12 protein-coding genes and 1 rRNA gene are annotated in these 16,272 nt (G+C 36.4%); 2 read left to right on the top strand and 11 right to left on the bottom strand.

Annotated elements, in window-relative coordinates; translation table 11 throughout:
- Nucleotides 1-276: 276 nt before the first annotated feature.
- The 9 genes from LN051_RS02980 to LN051_RS02940 form a co-directional block, all read right to left on the bottom strand.
- Nucleotides 277-1,827: ribosomal RNA gene (locus LN051_RS02980) — 16S ribosomal RNA — on the bottom strand.
- Nucleotides 1,828-2,416: 589 nt separating this feature from the next.
- Nucleotides 2,417-3,481, bottom strand: a complete 1,065-nt coding sequence (locus LN051_RS02975; protein WP_229293126.1) for an Mrp/NBP35 family ATP-binding protein — start codon at nt 3,479-3,481, stop codon at nt 2,417-2,419.
- Between the two features lie 90 nt (nt 3,482-3,571).
- Nucleotides 3,572-5,014, bottom strand: a complete 1,443-nt coding sequence (locus LN051_RS02970) for an MDR family MFS transporter (RefSeq protein ID WP_229293125.1) — start codon at nt 5,012-5,014, stop codon at nt 3,572-3,574.
- Between the two features lie 399 nt (nt 5,015-5,413).
- Nucleotides 5,414-5,881, bottom strand: a complete 468-nt coding sequence (locus LN051_RS02965; RefSeq protein WP_229293124.1) for a SepA family multidrug efflux transporter — start codon at nt 5,879-5,881, stop codon at nt 5,414-5,416.
- 57 nt (nt 5,882-5,938) lie between these two features.
- Nucleotides 5,939-7,261, bottom strand: a complete 1,323-nt coding sequence (gene sdrM, locus LN051_RS02960) for a multidrug efflux MFS transporter SdrM (protein WP_229293123.1) — start codon at nt 7,259-7,261, stop codon at nt 5,939-5,941.
- Nucleotides 7,262-7,365: 104 nt separating this feature from the next.
- On the bottom strand, nt 7,366-7,563 hold the full coding sequence (locus LN051_RS02955; protein ID WP_229293122.1) for a hypothetical protein: 198 nt from the start codon (nt 7,561-7,563) through the stop codon (nt 7,366-7,368).
- A gap of 12 nt (nt 7,564-7,575) precedes the next feature.
- On the bottom strand, nt 7,576-8,262 hold the full coding sequence (gene trhA, locus LN051_RS02950; RefSeq protein ID WP_229293121.1) for a PAQR family membrane homeostasis protein TrhA: 687 nt from the start codon (nt 8,260-8,262) through the stop codon (nt 7,576-7,578).
- A gap of 11 nt (nt 8,263-8,273) precedes the next feature.
- Nucleotides 8,274-9,464 (bottom strand): UTP--glucose-1-phosphate uridylyltransferase, encoded by a 1,191-nt coding sequence (locus LN051_RS02945; protein ID WP_229293120.1) that lies wholly within the window; start codon nt 9,462-9,464, stop codon nt 8,274-8,276.
- A gap of 48 nt (nt 9,465-9,512) precedes the next feature.
- Nucleotides 9,513-10,016: a metal-dependent hydrolase gene (locus tag LN051_RS02940; RefSeq protein WP_229293119.1), complete on the bottom strand. Its 504-nt coding sequence runs from the start codon at nt 10,014-10,016 to the stop codon at nt 9,513-9,515.
- Between the two features lie 185 nt (nt 10,017-10,201).
- On the opposite strand from LN051_RS02940, the gene LN051_RS02935 reads away from it, so the two are divergent.
- On the top strand, nt 10,202-10,462 hold the full coding sequence (locus LN051_RS02935) for a SunI/YnzG family protein (protein ID WP_229293118.1): 261 nt from the start codon (nt 10,202-10,204) through the stop codon (nt 10,460-10,462).
- Between the two features lie 80 nt (nt 10,463-10,542).
- On the opposite strand, the gene LN051_RS02930 is transcribed toward LN051_RS02935, so the two are convergent.
- Nucleotides 10,543-11,601: an alanine racemase gene (locus LN051_RS02930; RefSeq protein WP_229293117.1), complete on the bottom strand. Its 1,059-nt coding sequence runs from the start codon at nt 11,599-11,601 to the stop codon at nt 10,543-10,545.
- 3 nt (nt 11,602-11,604) lie between these two features.
- Nucleotides 11,605-13,368: an IucA/IucC family protein gene (locus LN051_RS02925; RefSeq protein WP_229293116.1), complete on the bottom strand. Its 1,764-nt coding sequence runs from the start codon at nt 13,366-13,368 to the stop codon at nt 11,605-11,607.
- Between the two features lie 897 nt (nt 13,369-14,265).
- Here LN051_RS02925 and LN051_RS02920 point away from each other — a divergent pair.
- Entirely contained in the window at nt 14,266-16,212 is a 1,947-nt protein-coding gene (locus LN051_RS02920; RefSeq protein WP_229293115.1) for an IucA/IucC family protein, read from the top strand.
- Nucleotides 16,213-16,272 lie beyond the last annotated feature (60 nt).

The following is a 16,272-nucleotide window of genomic DNA, read 5'->3' as shown; positions in this document are numbered from 1 at the left end:
AACGCTTTCAATCACGTCTATCCTATCTATGTTATAATGCTTAACTTATCTTCACCAGTTATTAATTATGTGAGTCGTCTGTCGACGACTAGCGATAATTTTTTGTTTCAAGCTTTTCGCTTGTCACTCGGTTTTGCTTGGTAAAATCAATACTTACTTATCTAGTTTTCAATGTACAATGTTGAATCCTCAACCTATATGAGCATTCAAAACTGAATACAATATGTCACGTTATTCCTTATCGCCTTAAGGCGATATTCCGTATATTATCCTTAGAAAGGAGGTGATCCAGCCGCACCTTCCGATACGGCTACCTTGTTACGACTTCACCCCAATCATTTGTCCCACCTTCGACGGCTAGCTCCAAATGGTTACTCCACCGGCTTCGGGTGTTACAAACTCTCGTGGTGTGACGGGCGGTGTGTACAAGACCCGGGAACGTATTCACCGTAGCATGCTGATCTACGATTACTAGCGATTCCAGCTTCATGTAGTCGAGTTGCAGACTACAATCCGAACTGAGAACAACTTTATGGGATTTGCTTGACCTCGCGGTTTCGCTGCCCTTTGTATTGTCCATTGTAGCACGTGTGTAGCCCAAATCATAAGGGGCATGATGATTTGACGTCATCCCCACCTTCCTCCGGTTTGTCACCGGCAGTCAACTTAGAGTGCCCAACTTAATGATGGCAACTAAGCTTAAGGGTTGCGCTCGTTGCGGGACTTAACCCAACATCTCACGACACGAGCTGACGACAACCATGCACCACCTGTCATTTTGTCCTCCGAAGAGGAAAACTCTATCTCTAGAGCGGTCAAAAGATGTCAAGATTTGGTAAGGTTCTTCGCGTTGCTTCGAATTAAACCACATGCTCCACCGCTTGTGCGGGTCCCCGTCAATTCCTTTGAGTTTCAGTCTTGCGACCGTACTCCCCAGGCGGAGTGCTTAATGCGTTAGCTGCAGCACTAAGGGGCGGAAACCCCCTAACACTTAGCACTCATCGTTTACGGCGTGGACTACCAGGGTATCTAATCCTGTTTGATCCCCACGCTTTCGCACATCAGCGTCAGTTACAGACCAGAAAGCCGCCTTCGCCACTGGTGTTCCTCCATATCTCTGCGCATTTCACCGCTACACATGGAATTCCACTTTCCTCTTCTGCACTCAAGTTTTCCAGTTTCCAATGACCCTCCACGGTTGAGCCGTGGGCTTTCACATCAGACTTAAAAAACCGCCTACGCGCGCTTTACGCCCAATAATTCCGGATAACGCTTGCCACCTACGTATTACCGCGGCTGCTGGCACGTAGTTAGCCGTGGCTTTCTGGTTAGGTACCGTCAAGACGTGCACAGTTACTTACACGTTTGTTCTTCCCTAACAACAGAGCTTTACGATCCGAAGACCTTCATCACTCACGCGGCGTTGCTCCGTCAGGCTTTCGCCCATTGCGGAAGATTCCCTACTGCTGCCTCCCGTAGGAGTCTGGACCGTGTCTCAGTTCCAGTGTGGCCGATCACCCTCTCAGGTCGGCTACGTATCGTCGCCTTGGTAAGCCGTTACCTTACCAACTAGCTAATACGGCGCGGGTCCATCTATAAGTGACAGCAAGACCGTCTTTCACTATCGAACCATGCGGTTCGATATGTTATCCGGCATTAGCTCCGGTTTCCCGAAGTTATTCCAGTCTTATAGGTAGGTTACCCACGTGTTACTCACCCGTCCGCCGCTAACGTCAAAGGAGCAAGCTCCTCTTCAGTTCGCTCGACTTGCATGTATTAGGCACGCCGCCAGCGTTCATCCTGAGCCAGGATCAAACTCTCCATAAAAGAAGTAAGCTTGATATAGCTCGTTGATTGGTTGAGCCAATCACTCTGAAAGTACTTAACGTACTCAAATTATTGGAATTAACGTTGACATATTGTCATTCGGTTTTCAATGTTCATTTACATCTCGAATACTTTAACACAACTTAACGTTCTTTACAAGTTATTTACGAGACCTTTATAATTCTAAAACATTTTTCATTCACATTCAATAGTAACTTTTACACTATTTGAAGTTTTTTAGAAAATGTTTCTTTGTCGTTTTCAGCGACTTTTATATCTTAGCAACTTTGAATGTTAAAGTCAACAATTTTTTCAACTTTATTTTTCTAAGTTGTTGCAAGTTGTTTTCCAACACTCACAAGAAATTATTCTATCAGGTTATAATAGAAATTCAAGGTTTTTGTTTACACTATTTCATCTTTATTTACACTTGTTTTCACTTCTTTATATATTGAATTAAAAAAAGTCTCCCATTTCACAAAAAAATACGCGGTGGGGATAGTAATGATACAATATTGTAAAGGTACTATTCCCACCACGTATATAAAAATGTATAGTGGCAACAGAGTATCAAATACTCCATGTGATGTTATTTATTAGTCTTATCTATAATTTGATGTGCCATATCTAAATAAATTTGACCTAATTCATCTTCTGGTTGATATACAGATGGTGAAAAGTCTGTTGGTTTCCAAGATGGTTGCGCTAGCGGAAGTTGACCTAGCAATTCAGTTTGTAGCTCTTCTGCCAATTTTTGTCCTCCACCTTGTCCAAAAATGTATTCTTTATTACCTGTTTCTTTACTTTGGAAATAGGACATATTCTCTATTACACCTAAAATACTATGGTCAGTATGTTTAGCCATAGCACCTGCTCGAGCAGCGACAAATGCTGCAGTTGGATGAGGTGTCGTTACGATAATTTCCTTACTAGAAGGTAACATCGTATGCACATCAAGTGCTACATCCCCTGTACCAGGAGGTAAGTCAAGAATTAAATAATCAAGCTCTCCCCATTTCACATCAGTAAAGAAATTGGTAAGCATTTTCCCTAACATAGGACCACGCCAAATGACTGGCGCATTTTCTTCAACAAAGAAGGCCATTGAAATCACTTTAACGCCGTGGCGCTCAACTGGTATAACAGATTTGCCTTCAATGCCTGGTTTCACATCGATGCCCATCATGTCTGGGACACTAAAGCCATAGATATCTGCATCTATAAGCCCAACACGCTTGCCTGCACGTGCTAAAGCCACCGCTAAGTTTACAGATACCGTAGACTTGCCGACGCCTCCTTTTCCTGAAGCAATCGCTATAAATTCTAAGTCATTGCCTTTTGCCAGAAATTCTTCAATGGTTTGTTGTGGTTCGTCATTAGTATTTTGAAATTGTCGTGCTTTCTCTTCTGATAAAGATTCAAAACGAATTCCAACCGTTTTGGCACCATTTTCTTTTAATTTTTCAACAATAGCCATTTGTAAGTCGAGTTGCTGTTGTCCCCCTAATTTAGCCATCGCAACTTTGACACTTACATGTTCTTTTTCATCCTTAATAGAAACTTCTTGTATCCCTTCTGTCTCTTTTAACGGGACATTGACTGAGGGATCAATGATTTCACCTATTATAGATACCGCTTGCTCTTGAGTTAACACATTCTCCATCTCCTTTAGTGCACATTTTAAGTCTATTTTAACAGAGTTGCCGACGCAAAATAAGATGTATGCTTGAAATTATGTCTCTTATTAATGTGCGGTGTTTCCTCTGCGCTTGTTAGTTTTTTTACGATCTCGAATAAATAAACTTAAAATCAAACCAATCAAAACAAATACCGACGTCGCATAAAATGCAATTTCAACACCATAAGCTATTGCTTCTCTACCAATCATAGACTTTGCAACTGAAGCTTTCGGCTGATAAAGCGTTGAACCAATCGCCATGATGGTAACCATGATTGCCGTTCCCATTGAACCCGCTATCGTACGTAGTGTATTCATAATTGCCGTACCATGTGAAATCATCTCGTTTTCTAACGCATTGATTCCAGCTGTGTTTAGCGGCATCATAATAAACGAAATAGAGAACAATCGAATCGTAAAAACAATAATGACATACATATACGATGTATGTGCAGTGACTTGACTGAGCATTAATGTGGTAATCAGTAATAGTGTGAACCCCGGAATGATTAAAACACGTGCACCGACTTTATCATAAATTTTACCAGTAAATACAGACATCATACCGTTAAGGATGGCGCCTGGTAATACAACCAATCCAGAAAGAAACGCAGATAAATTCAAAACATTTTGGATGTAAATGGGAATTAATAACGCGGGTGCTACCATTGATGTGAAAGCAATCATTGATGCAATAGAAGTTAAAGTAAATGTTCGATTTTTAAATGCTTCTAAACGCAAAATTGGATTTGAAATAGAAAGCTGACGTTTAATAAATAGCGCAATGACAATGACACTTATTGCCAAACTGATTAAAACGATAGGACTATGAAAACCTGAAATACCAGCACTACTAAAGGCATAAAGCATGAGACCAAACCCAATTGTTGATAGAACAACAGACACTTTGTCGAGTTTTACATCTTTTATTTCACTGAAATTGCGCATATATTTAAAACCAAATAAATATCCAATGATGGCTACGCCTACGACAACAAATAGCGGCACGCGCCATGAAAAATGATCGACTAAAACGCCTGATAGTGTAGGGCCAATTGCTGGTGCAAACTGAATGACTAAGCCGGAAAGCCCCATTGCGAAGCCGCGTTGATTTTTAGGAAATAACGTAAACATCGTAAATTGGCTTAATGGCATAATAATCCCTGCTCCCATCGCCTGGATGACCCTAGCAGTCATTAAAACCATAAAATTAGGTGCTACGGCAGCGATAATAGAACCTAATACAAAAATACCCATCGCTATAATATATAGCGTTCTTGTTTTGATGCGATCCATAAAATACGCTGTTAACGGAATCATGATACCGTTAACTAACATAAAACCGGTTACTAGCCATTGCGATGTGCTTTCATCAATGTTCAATCCTTTCATAATATCAGGCAAGGCTGTATTTAATAATGTTTGATTCAAAATTGCTGTGAATGCACTAATTAACATTACGGCAACAATAATATTTCGTTCTTCTTTTTTTATTTGTAAACTCGACATCGATCGTCTCCACTTTTCTACATTTATAAAAACTGTATCTTCGTTTGTTTTTGGGGTTTCTATTTCCTCAAAAATGAATACATGCTATTTAAAAGATTAATGAAACATGAGATAACGATATCGTTTCTATTTTTGTCTCGTATGAAAAAATTCAGCTAAGATGACGATCTGAATTGAAAAAGACCTTCTTAAAACAAATGACTATCTATACGCTATCGTTCACATGTGTATGGTGTATCATTCCCATATCAAGAAAATGTAAAAATTACAATTACACGTTTTAGTTTACGCTTCTTATAAGAAATCAACAAAATTTTTGTTTATATGATTTCTAAAAAAGCTATAAATCCCCTTTCCTAAAAACGCTCTTGGCGAAAGGTCCATTTATAGCTTTTAAAGTTATTTTCGATTTTGATATAAATCCTTTGAATCTGGGTAAAAAATTTCTTTGCACAAATATAAGAATGCAAAAATAATCATCAATATCCAATAATCTATATGAATATGAGCAAAATGAATATGAACTATAAAGTAAAACATAAATACAATAATCGTGTACGTGATGAGGTGGAAAGTCATCCCTTGTAAATAAGGATTAGGGTGCAATTTCTTTTTTAACATATCCATCACATATTCAATGCAATAGATAAGAAAATAACCTAATAAAATATAACTACCGTAATAAATGAGGTTATCGTAAAAGCCCTCATTAAATGTAAATTCAGCGAGGTGAAAATAAATTAATATACGGCTTAGACCAAATAATCCAAATGCAAGCAATGTTAAAAAGATGCCACCTGATATCACAAATATTGTGATTACAACAAGTAACGTAAGGATATTGAATAAATTAAATTTTCCTTTCAACGTAAAGCCTCCTCACATTACAAATTAAACATTTTCGAATACTTACCTTATTCACATTTAAAACTGTCGTTTAGGCTGACACCACAAAAAGAATAAAACACCGATTAAAAGGATGATACATAACATCACATGTTGAATTGGCATGTGTAAAAAGGACCACGATAAACTATAGACGCTTCCCATAATAGTTGAACCTATCGCGTTTCCTAAATTTCGAGTTAATGTAAATAAGGACATCATCTTTTTCATTTGCGCACTGGCAACACTTTCTTGTACTAATACGCTATCTTTCGTATAAACACTACCAAAACTCATACCTGCCAAAAAGACAGTAATAGCAATAATAATAGGGTGATACACATTGATGATTACACTTAAACTTGCTAATGCAAGTATACTAAAGGCAATAATATAGAGCATTTTAATGGATAAACGCGCTTCAATTTTTTCTAAAGTAAAATTAATTACGAGCCATCCGACTGATAATGGAAAGATAATCAATCCACTTTGCAATGGAGAAAAATTTAACGCATCTTGAAGATAGGACGGGATAAATACATTAAAACCAATTAAAATCGCTGCAATAAACAAATCAGTTATAAAAACCAACCGCACTACAGGGCTAAACTCTCGGATTGGGATAAATGGGCGCGTTTTTTTCTTGAAGTAGTTTGTTATTCCCCAAATCCCAAGTAGAAGTAACATCAAACCGATGGCATAAAACCAGTTCATTTGAAAAGTTGTAATTATCCACATTAAGAGTCCGGTTAAAAAATAAAAACTACAAATCCCTAAGAAATCAATCGCAGGATTATCAATCGTTTCATTATGAAACTTGTAACTCATCAATACAAGCAAAATTGCTCCAACACCAATAGGTACATTGATAAAAAATAACCAATGCCATGTGGTCCATTCAAGAATAACACCTCCAATAAAAGGACCTATAATGCTCGAAATCCCCCAGACACTTCCGACGATACCCATCACTTTATATCGAAAAGGGATTTCAAAAGCGAGCTTCGGCACTATTTGTGCTAGCGACATATTCACACCTGCGCCAATCCCTTGAATAAAACGCGAAAATAACAATAATTCAAATGAGTTACTTAATCCCGCAAGTAAACTGCCTCCTATAAAAAAACCTAATCCAATCAATGTAATAACACGTACTTTAATACGTGCCATCATTTCACTAATCAAAGGTATAGCAAACACAATACCTATAAAATAAATCGTAAAAACCAGTGCAATGGATGACTCCGGTTGTAAATCTTTTCTCATCGTAGGTAAGGCAATCGAGACAATTGTTGTTTCAATTGCCGACATAAACATAATCAGAACTAAAGACACAATAATGTTAAATTGTTTGAGTTTCATCTGTTTGCCCACCTTTAATAATCCCTTCTTTTATTACTATATGACAAAATTAATCTCAATAAAAACGAATCACCCTGACACTATCAGAGAGATTCGTTTCGAAGTCATTTATGCTTTTGAAAATAATGACGTACTGCAAGCATGATTACTATAATAATCACCGCTAAAATAAGCGAGATCACACCAAGTATTGGTGAAGAAGTAACCGCCCCTTCACCTATTAAATAATAATATCCAAAATAAAATTGAAACAATAACAACACAATCAAACCGAACATGATGTAATGATAATTTGATAACATCGATACTCCCACCTACATAAAATAGACAATACCAATAAAATGAAAGATTGAAGCAATAAAAATGAAAATATGCCAAATCATATGGAAATAAGGGCGATCTTTTTGAGCGTAAAACCATGCGCCTATCGTATACGAAACACCACCAAGAACAATAAACAATAAAAAGAGCCAAGCTTGTTCTTTAACAATAATTGGAAAATAAATGACACCTACCCATCCCATAAATAAGTAAATAAATAAGCTCAATTTAGGATTAACATGTGTCGCAATCGCTTTGTATAAAATACCACCGATTGTAATTACCCATAACAAAATCATTACAATCCATCCGAGCCATCCACCAACAAGTACTAATGAAACGGGTGTATAGCTTCCTGAAATCGCAATATATATCATACTATGATCAATAATTCTTAAAACGTATTTATGTGGTGAAGCTTGTTGCATAGTGTGATAAATAGTTGATGATAGAAACATTAAAAACAAACTAATTACAAACACAGAGACACTGACTGCCATCGTCACCCCGCTCGTTGCATAACTATATACTGCTGCATAAGGGAGTGCGATGAGCATCAATAGCGCTGCAAAGCCATGTGAAACTGCATTTCCTATTTCTTCCCCAAACGATAATGGATTCATTTCTTTAAACGCACTTAATTTACGGTTTTTAATTTTTGTAACGCTCGTTTGTGACATCTCTCCACCTCTTATCCAATCATCTTCATTCGCTTCAAATCGTTTGTTGCAGTCTCTACACTATCTTTACCTTCTTTATTTTTTAAAGGACTAAACTCTTCTTCACGCAATACTTGTAAAGTAATAAATGAGGTAGCGTATTGGAATATATCAAAATAGAATAATTCAAATTTCAACGTCGGTCGTTTAACCGCTCCGAAGTCTTCATCTAGTTGTTCTAATTGCTTAATCGCCAAATGATATGGAAGTGGTAGATCAACCACTTTTTGAATAAAGTCTGTTTTAAAAGCGTGAATACCAATGTTCGCATTTTCAAATTGATCAGCAATTTCTGCATCAAGCTCAGAATATTCTAGAACTGTATCTTTGCCCTCTTTGCTTACTAATCGTCCTACACTTTCACCCGCTTTAGGTTGAATAGATTTCGATGTAACATCTTTATCAAAATGTACAGTAAAGCCCGCAAAAATTGGATCAAGTACACGGACAAGTACGTTATCGATATTATTTACGAATATAAAACGATTGCCTCGCGCAATCATCTGTTCTAATAAACCAGCTTTTTCCAATGATTTGAAGACACCACCATTACCATTAGGCGTCTCCATAATCTGGGCTTGTTTATCGAAAATAAGTTGTCCATCTTCATTTAAAGCAACAATGGTATCTTGTTTGTAGAAGTGAATATGCGCCTCATTATAGCCAAAATATTGTTGTGCCTCAAAAAACTCACGTGTTTCTTCATCATTGATATCACTTGTCATAATATACCAATCGATGTAAGTTCCAGTTTGTTCGTATAAATGAATTAATTGACGCGCTTGAAGTTCAAATAAACTCACACCTTCAATTTTAAAAGATCCTTTTGGTCCTTTATACCCTAAACGCGTCCCTTGTCCTCCTGCCATTAATAATACGGCAAATTGGTTTTGACGAATCGCTTCTAACCCTTTTTTTGTATACATGTCAATTTCAGACGTACTCAAGTCAGTTTTTCGCGCATAATTTACTTCTTCGATTGATGAGACGTCACTAATTATTTGACGGTTCACATAGACATCTTCATATAATTTTTGAATCTCTTCTAAATCTAATGACTTTAAACTGTTATCTAGTCGATCCTTTTCGTTTTGGCTCATCAATTTTTCATATTCTAATAAATGTTGTTGATTGTATTTTTCTAGCTTATTTTTTTCAAGCATAGCTATACGCTCCTTTATTCCAATGTTTTAGATAGTTGTCCTATTAATCTAAATCCACGTCGAAAGCACACGTTTAATAGGGGCTTCAAATAATATGTATAATGTTAAAAGACTAAATGTTGAAGCTAAAGATAAATCAACTAATCCCCCTGTTTTAAACTGAATCGGGAAACGGACACGTAGTGGAATCGGAAATAACAATCGGACACCTCTAGGCGTTAACATATCTAATAGTACATGTGAAAGCATACCACAAATTATGCTAATCATGTAGTAAAGCGGTGTTTGAATGAGCGTCAAAAGGTAATAAATAATTAGAACAAATAAAAAAGAATGTGTAAATGTACGATGGCCAAACAAATGTTTGATAATAAAACTTGTCAGTTTGAAACGTTGTCCCATCTTACTGCGTGTATGGCAAATGTCTGGGAACAGACTCGCAATACCTGCTAAGACAATTGCTGTCACAGACTCAAATACGTCAAGTTCAAAATGTGTTGCGACCATTGCACCTATTAGCAAACCTGCTGAGGAATGCGTTTTTCCGGTCATTTGTTTCTCCTTTCAACCTTTGTTTATATAGCCCTAGTATAGCACATTCCTTTATACAACACGAACATATTTTCGCTTATATTAGTATAACACATTACAACAATCGTATAACACATTAATCTTGCATTAACGTAAGAAATCGGTTACACTATAACCATCAATTAGGAAAAGGATGTGTCAGTCAAATGGCTATGACAGTTAAGAAAAATGACAAAGAAGTACAAATCCAATGGAGAGTTGCAGATATCCGTATTCCAAATGACGAAATTAAAACCGTCACAGAAGATCAAAATATTCATGCATTTCCTTGTACAGAAGAAAAATCAATTTCTCGTATTGGCTCAACATTTGGCAAAACGAACCGTGTAATTATTGATACGGATGACCATCAATACATTATTTATACACATAACGATAAAAAAGTTTATAACGAAATTACTAAATAATATAACAGTTAACCTTTCGTTAACACTAAAAAATCCTCCTTTCAAAAGGAGGATTTTTTAGGTAATGAAGTGCCCAAGATTTAGACTTTGTATGACTTGGTACTTTTGAAATTTCCAACTATCAATTCTATACCTTTATCACATTTATATTTTTTCTCAAGATGCTTAGAATGCATACTTTGTGCAATCGCAGCATATCCTAATTTAAAAGTGATGGCATCACCTATTTGATAACCATCAGCATCACCTAAATCAATGAGCAACAAATCACTGCTACTACCCAATATTTTTAACTTTTTATCATCAGGTGTTAATTCAGCTACCACAGTATCTAAATGTCCGATATCTACCAATGCTTGCATGTATGGTTGGTGTGTCGACATGTTTAATCTCGGCTTAATTTCTGTAATATGACCGACAAGTTCGATAGTATCCTCATACAAAATAGGTAAACGGTGTCCATGCGCCGTTTCATACCCTCTAAATAACGCTTCTCCCACACGTAATTCATTAATCATGCCTAAGTCATGATACATTGCTAACGTTAACATACTCGAATTTCCACCCGATACTGTCGTAAAACTCAAGCCCGTTTCTTGCTTTATACTATTTAAAAACTGTTCTATATAACTGATATCTTCTTCCGTAGGGGGCAAAGGTCGATGGCACATAAAATTAAACGCAATGCCTTTTAAATATATATTTTCTAATTGTATGATCTCATTTAAATAATGAACCGTTTCATAGGTTAAAATGCCTTCACGACCATCTTTCCAATCCACCATCAACAAAATATGGTGTCGTTTATTTTGTTTTTTCGCTTCATCATTAATCGCACGAATAACATTTAAATCCGTTTGAATACTCATCGTTGCGTTATTCACAAGTGTTGGTACTTCATTAGGTGTCGTACCCTTAATAATCATATAATTTAATTGCGAAGGCTTTGATTCAATGAGATTAAGCCTAGATTCTGCCACAACTTCAAATCCCATTTCTGCAAAGAGTTGTGCAATCTGACTATCGCCACCGGCACATTTTAAAACTGGTACCATTTGAATACCACGTTCGTTTAAAATTTGTTTTAAAACAAAGGCATTATATTTTATTTTACTGAGATGAATATTAATGTATGCCACAATTCACACCTCTTTTTGAATAGGGTTTTCTAATTCAATTTGCATATACGTTTTAACTTTTTGGTGCATGCGCATATTTAATAATGCTTTAACCGTTACGGTTTCACCAAATAATAGATTTTTCAATGCTTTCGCATGTGCAAGTTCGTCTTGAATTGCATCTTGAACACACACGCTCACAATATTATAAAGTTGTTGCTCATCTATATCATGACGGTAATGGAAATGATCAATTAGCGTTCCAAATTGATTTTGAATCACTGCATGTTGAAATTTTGAAATGACCGCTTCAATATTTTCAGCAATTAAGCTTTCATTTGTAATTGTCAAATTCGGTAGCGCCGCGGTCAATGTGTCAATATCAATGCGAGAACCTCCTAAATCTCTCACTACAAATGAAAATTCACGTGTTTGTTGATTGATTTGAAGAATCGTATTCTGTTGATGTGCTTCTAACGCAATACCATAAACCTGAATATAGGCGATAAGTGGCGGAATTAATGCTTCTGCATAATTTTTAATAAATCTTTTTATCCCCGCTTCATCCACCGTATCGTATAAAAACGCTATTAAACTATCCACAGTGATTTGTTCATCCACTGGATTTTGTTGCGTTAAAGCTGCTGTGACCATTTGCAACATATTTGAGTCTGTTGAGTCAGGCGATTGTCTCACTATCATTGCAAACTGTCTAGCAAGCGCATTCTCTTCTTTAACATAAGCGCCATAAGGTTCTAATGCAACGCGCAATGTCGGATAATTGTTCAACAATTGTTGCAGCTGCGCACTGAGTTGTGGCCCGTCAATTGTCGTTACGGGAGATACCATACGTACAGCACTTGTAGCTTGTACATTAACTGGCAATTTTATATGGTACGGTTTGTCTTCTAAAGCCATTGTTCTAAAAGATAATGTTGGCTTTGATGGTATCGTATATGGTGTAGCAATGATTTGTAACGACTGCATATGTTGTGCAAAATTTGCAGTAATATGATGCTCATATTGCCAAGGATGTACAAACATAATACGGTAATCGCTCAATTGGCAACCTAAGGGTTCTAAAAATTGCTTGAGTCGCCCATTATATTCAGGAATAATATGTTCGCCTACAAAACGCACATTGCCATCCATCGTTGTAATGGATACAATATCACGATGGACAAGCACAATACGAAGAAAAACCGTTTTCATAAATTCCGGCGCAAATTGTCTTACTTCCACGTCACTAAGTGGTAATTTAGTTTTTGTAAGCGGATGTGAAGGATGGCCTTCCCAAACCATCCCTTCTGTATATCCTAAAGCTGTCCAATTATCATTACCTTGCATATGACTTAACCATGACACAAAGTTAATCTTTTCTGGTAGACATGACATTTTTAACGAATGCTGAATTGCAGTTTTTCGCTGTTCTAATTGTCGGTAAGTTAAGTCTAGGCCTAGTCGACTATGTTGAAGCTCTTCTATAAGTTGCGCATGAAATGGAATATTAAATTGATTTTCCAATCGGTCAAGTAATGTTTCTAAGTCTGCAATGGTTTCCGTCATTTGTCCGACTTGATACGTAATGGCACCTTCAAGATGCAGTTGAAAAAACGCACTTTGAGCCTTGCATTGTACTCGTAACACATGTTGATGATGTTGAATTTCTAAAATATTATCATCTATATGAACATGTGTTTCATTTGGAAATAAAGACTCTTTGATACATGCAATTAGAACGCGATATTGTATGTTGCGATCCGCCAGTTGATTATTAATGCCTTTCATTTCTTAATTGACCTCCGTCATACTTTTAATTCGTTACTTCCCCCGAAATGATGCTACAAACTGCACGTTCCCCATTGTTCAAACTGTTTCACAGCTTTTGCTCTAAATTAAACTCAGTCGTATCATTATTAAAGGTTTACTCCTGAGCTATTACCATGCTACGTATGCCTTTTCTCACTTTTGGGCAACACTACCATTTGTAGAACAACGTTGCGTAATCCTAGTCAGTGACATTTAGATGTAGCGTTTAATTTACAATTTATCGAACTTATAAAATACATATGTTTGTTTTTAGTATAATCGATGATGTGTAGAAGCACCAATGTTGTAATTATCCAATGCTTATCGTTTGTAAATATGATGTTGACGTATCTTTTAAATCATGCGCTTTTCTAGTTAGTGACGCTATCTTTAATAGTAGTAAACTGTTCCAAGCTATAAAAATAGAAAAATCGCGTACTTCCTTCACTATGTATATTGAAAAAGTTTTTCTTTAATGCAAATAAACAGTGTGTAATTCTTTTTTGTTGTGTTGGTTGGAAATAACACGGTAAACTTAATAGCAGTGAAGTAAGATACAATAAGGCTTGTACTCTCAGATGCATAGACATTTCATATCCAATCTAAGCCAGTGTATCTATCAATCTATTAAGTCTATTTCTTGCATACTCAAATCAAGGACGAGAGATTGATCAAAGCCAGGTTACCCACCTCACGATTACATTGAAGTACGTTACAATTCAATGTAATCACTAAAATGGTGAGAAGAAACTAACAAGTATCATTTCATTCGAATTTCTATCATTTTATCTTAATTGATAACGATTCTCAATACTAATATTAAGGATTATACGAAGCTTCTATGCATTTGTAAAATAAAAAGAACGAGGTGCACGCATGAATTCAAAAAGTAATGTTAATCGTGATAAATTTGTTTTAACGCACGAAGAACAGAAAAGCTATGATACTTTAAAACATCGCTCCCCCGAGTGGGCAAATATGTTTTTACATATGCTTTTCAGCGGCCGTGATAAGATTACTGCACGACTTATGGGATCACTCTATAGAGAAAATTTAGTAGGGAGTTATCAACATAGCCAAATCATTCCCTCACATCATTTAAAACATTCACCTTTCAAAGATAGTGAGGTCTTATGCACCCGCTTCCCATCTCAAAACTTAACAATATTAGCTTCAATCACAGGAAAACATGCGTTTAACCGAATCGATGTTCAAGGCCCTTTTTATTGGTTAAAAGAGAATGTATATATTCGTGTTCAACATCCTAATGAATTATTAACTGCTATATTAACTGAAGACCCTTCATTAAAAGGACCGCACTGCCGTCAGTTTGAAGATGACTTAGAGAATAGCGCGACTCATATGACACTCACATTAAGTTATCAAGCTTTACGGCATCAACAAAATTCAATGTCTCTTTTACATTATTTGGAGGGGCAAACAGATGCCTATTTAACTTCCGAGCAATCAGTCGTTGAAGGCCATCCGGTTCATCCAGGGGCTAAACTCAGAAAAGGGATGACAACTGAACAAACCATCGCATATGCTTCTGAATATGGAAATGAAATCAATTTGCAGTTTGTACTCGTGCACCATTCATTAACGCGTAAACAAAGTCTCGGTAATTCCTACAATGCTATCGTCTTTCAAATGTTTACTGGTTTAAAAGAAGCCATTATTGAGCAGTTGCCTTCATCTATTAGTTTATCGGATTATGATGTGATGATTATCCATCCATGGCAATATTCAGAAGTTTTAACAAAAGCGTATTCAGATGAATTATCAACCCAACACATCATTCCAATTAGTTATTCAGCTCCATATTTTGCTGGATTATCATTTAGAACATTAATGCCAAAATTTCCAGATATGTCCCCACATATTAAGCTATCTACGAACGTACATATTACAGGGGAAATTCGAACATTATCCGAACAAACAACGCATAATGGGCCATTAATGACTGAAATACTCCAATCTATTGAGATGAATGATTCGTGGTTCAAAGCGCTTAATACGAAGAGTGTTCCAGAATGGGCAGGGATACACTTTTACAATGAAGCGGATGACGCAGCCATTCAAGAACAGCGTAGCGAACAATTGGGGACGCTTTATCGAGAAAACATTTATCATTATGTTACTGAAAAAGAATTACCCCTTATTCCTTCGAGTCTTGTCGTCACTTCAACCCAATCCGAGATACCTTTACTCGTTGAACTTATACAACGTTATCAACATCACCAATCACAAGCAGAACGCACAAGCATTTTAGATTGGTTTGAACACTATGCAACGTCGCTTATAGATTATGTCATTCCACTTCTGGTCAAATATGGTATCGCCTTAGAAGCACACCTACAAAATACAATTGCAATTATTGATTCAGACACAGGCGCACTATCTAAAATGTTAATTCGAGATTTTGAAGGCTTGCGTATCGATGAAAAGCAGTTAAATCTTTCAGGATACGATACACACCATTTCCACGAAAAATCACGTATTTTAACAGATAGTGAGACAACTGTATTTAACAAAGCTTTTTACTCCACAATTCAAAATCATTTAGGAGAACTTGTCGCTTGTATAGCAAAGTATTATCAAGATACTACATTAGAAAATGATTTATGGCATATCGTACGTCATCATATACATGATTTAATGACTCAATTCAAAACAAGCCATCTCGATGCATCACGTATTCAAAAAATTGAAGCGCTGTTTTTTAATCCACAAATTGATTATAAATGTGTGACCACAATGCGCTTATTAGATGAAGCCCATGCCTATACGTATGTCAAAGTAGACAATCCATTGAAAAAGTAATTTTGAAAGTCATTTATTCATTTATAAGGAGATTACGAAATTAAACAGATTTTTATCCCA

Source organism: Staphylococcus ratti (assembly GCF_020883535.1).
Classification (GTDB): Bacteria; Bacillota; Bacilli; order Staphylococcales; family Staphylococcaceae; genus Staphylococcus; species Staphylococcus ratti.
Note: the sequence above shows the minus strand (reverse complement) of the source record. Positions and strands in the feature narration are given on the sequence as shown.

Bases quoted from the DNA above. Each gene is read 5' to 3' on its own strand.
- LN051_RS02970 (WP_229293125.1), bottom strand. From the start codon at position 5,014: ATGTCGAGTTTACAAATAAAAAAAGAAGAACGAAATATTATTGTTGCC.
- sdrM (WP_229293123.1), bottom strand. From the start codon at position 7,261: ATGAAACTCAAACAATTTAACATTATTGTGTCTTTAGTTCTGATTATG.
- LN051_RS02955 (WP_229293122.1), bottom strand. From the start codon at position 7,563: ATGTTATCAAATTATCATTACATCATGTTCGGTTTGATTGTGTTGTTA.
- trhA (WP_229293121.1), bottom strand. From the start codon at position 8,262: ATGTCACAAACGAGCGTTACAAAAATTAAAAACCGTAAATTAAGTGCG.
- LN051_RS02945 (WP_229293120.1), bottom strand. From the start codon at position 9,464: ATGCTTGAAAAAAATAAGCTAGAAAAATACAATCAACAACATTTATTA.
- LN051_RS02940 (WP_229293119.1), bottom strand. From the start codon at position 10,016: ATGACCGGAAAAACGCATTCCTCAGCAGGTTTGCTAATAGGTGCAATG.
- LN051_RS02935 (WP_229293118.1), top strand. From the start codon at position 10,202: ATGGCTATGACAGTTAAGAAAAATGACAAAGAAGTACAAATCCAATGG.
- LN051_RS02925 (WP_229293116.1), bottom strand. From the start codon at position 13,368: ATGAAAGGCATTAATAATCAACTGGCGGATCGCAACATACAATATCGC.
- LN051_RS02920 (WP_229293115.1), top strand. From the start codon at position 14,266: ATGAATTCAAAAAGTAATGTTAATCGTGATAAATTTGTTTTAACGCAC.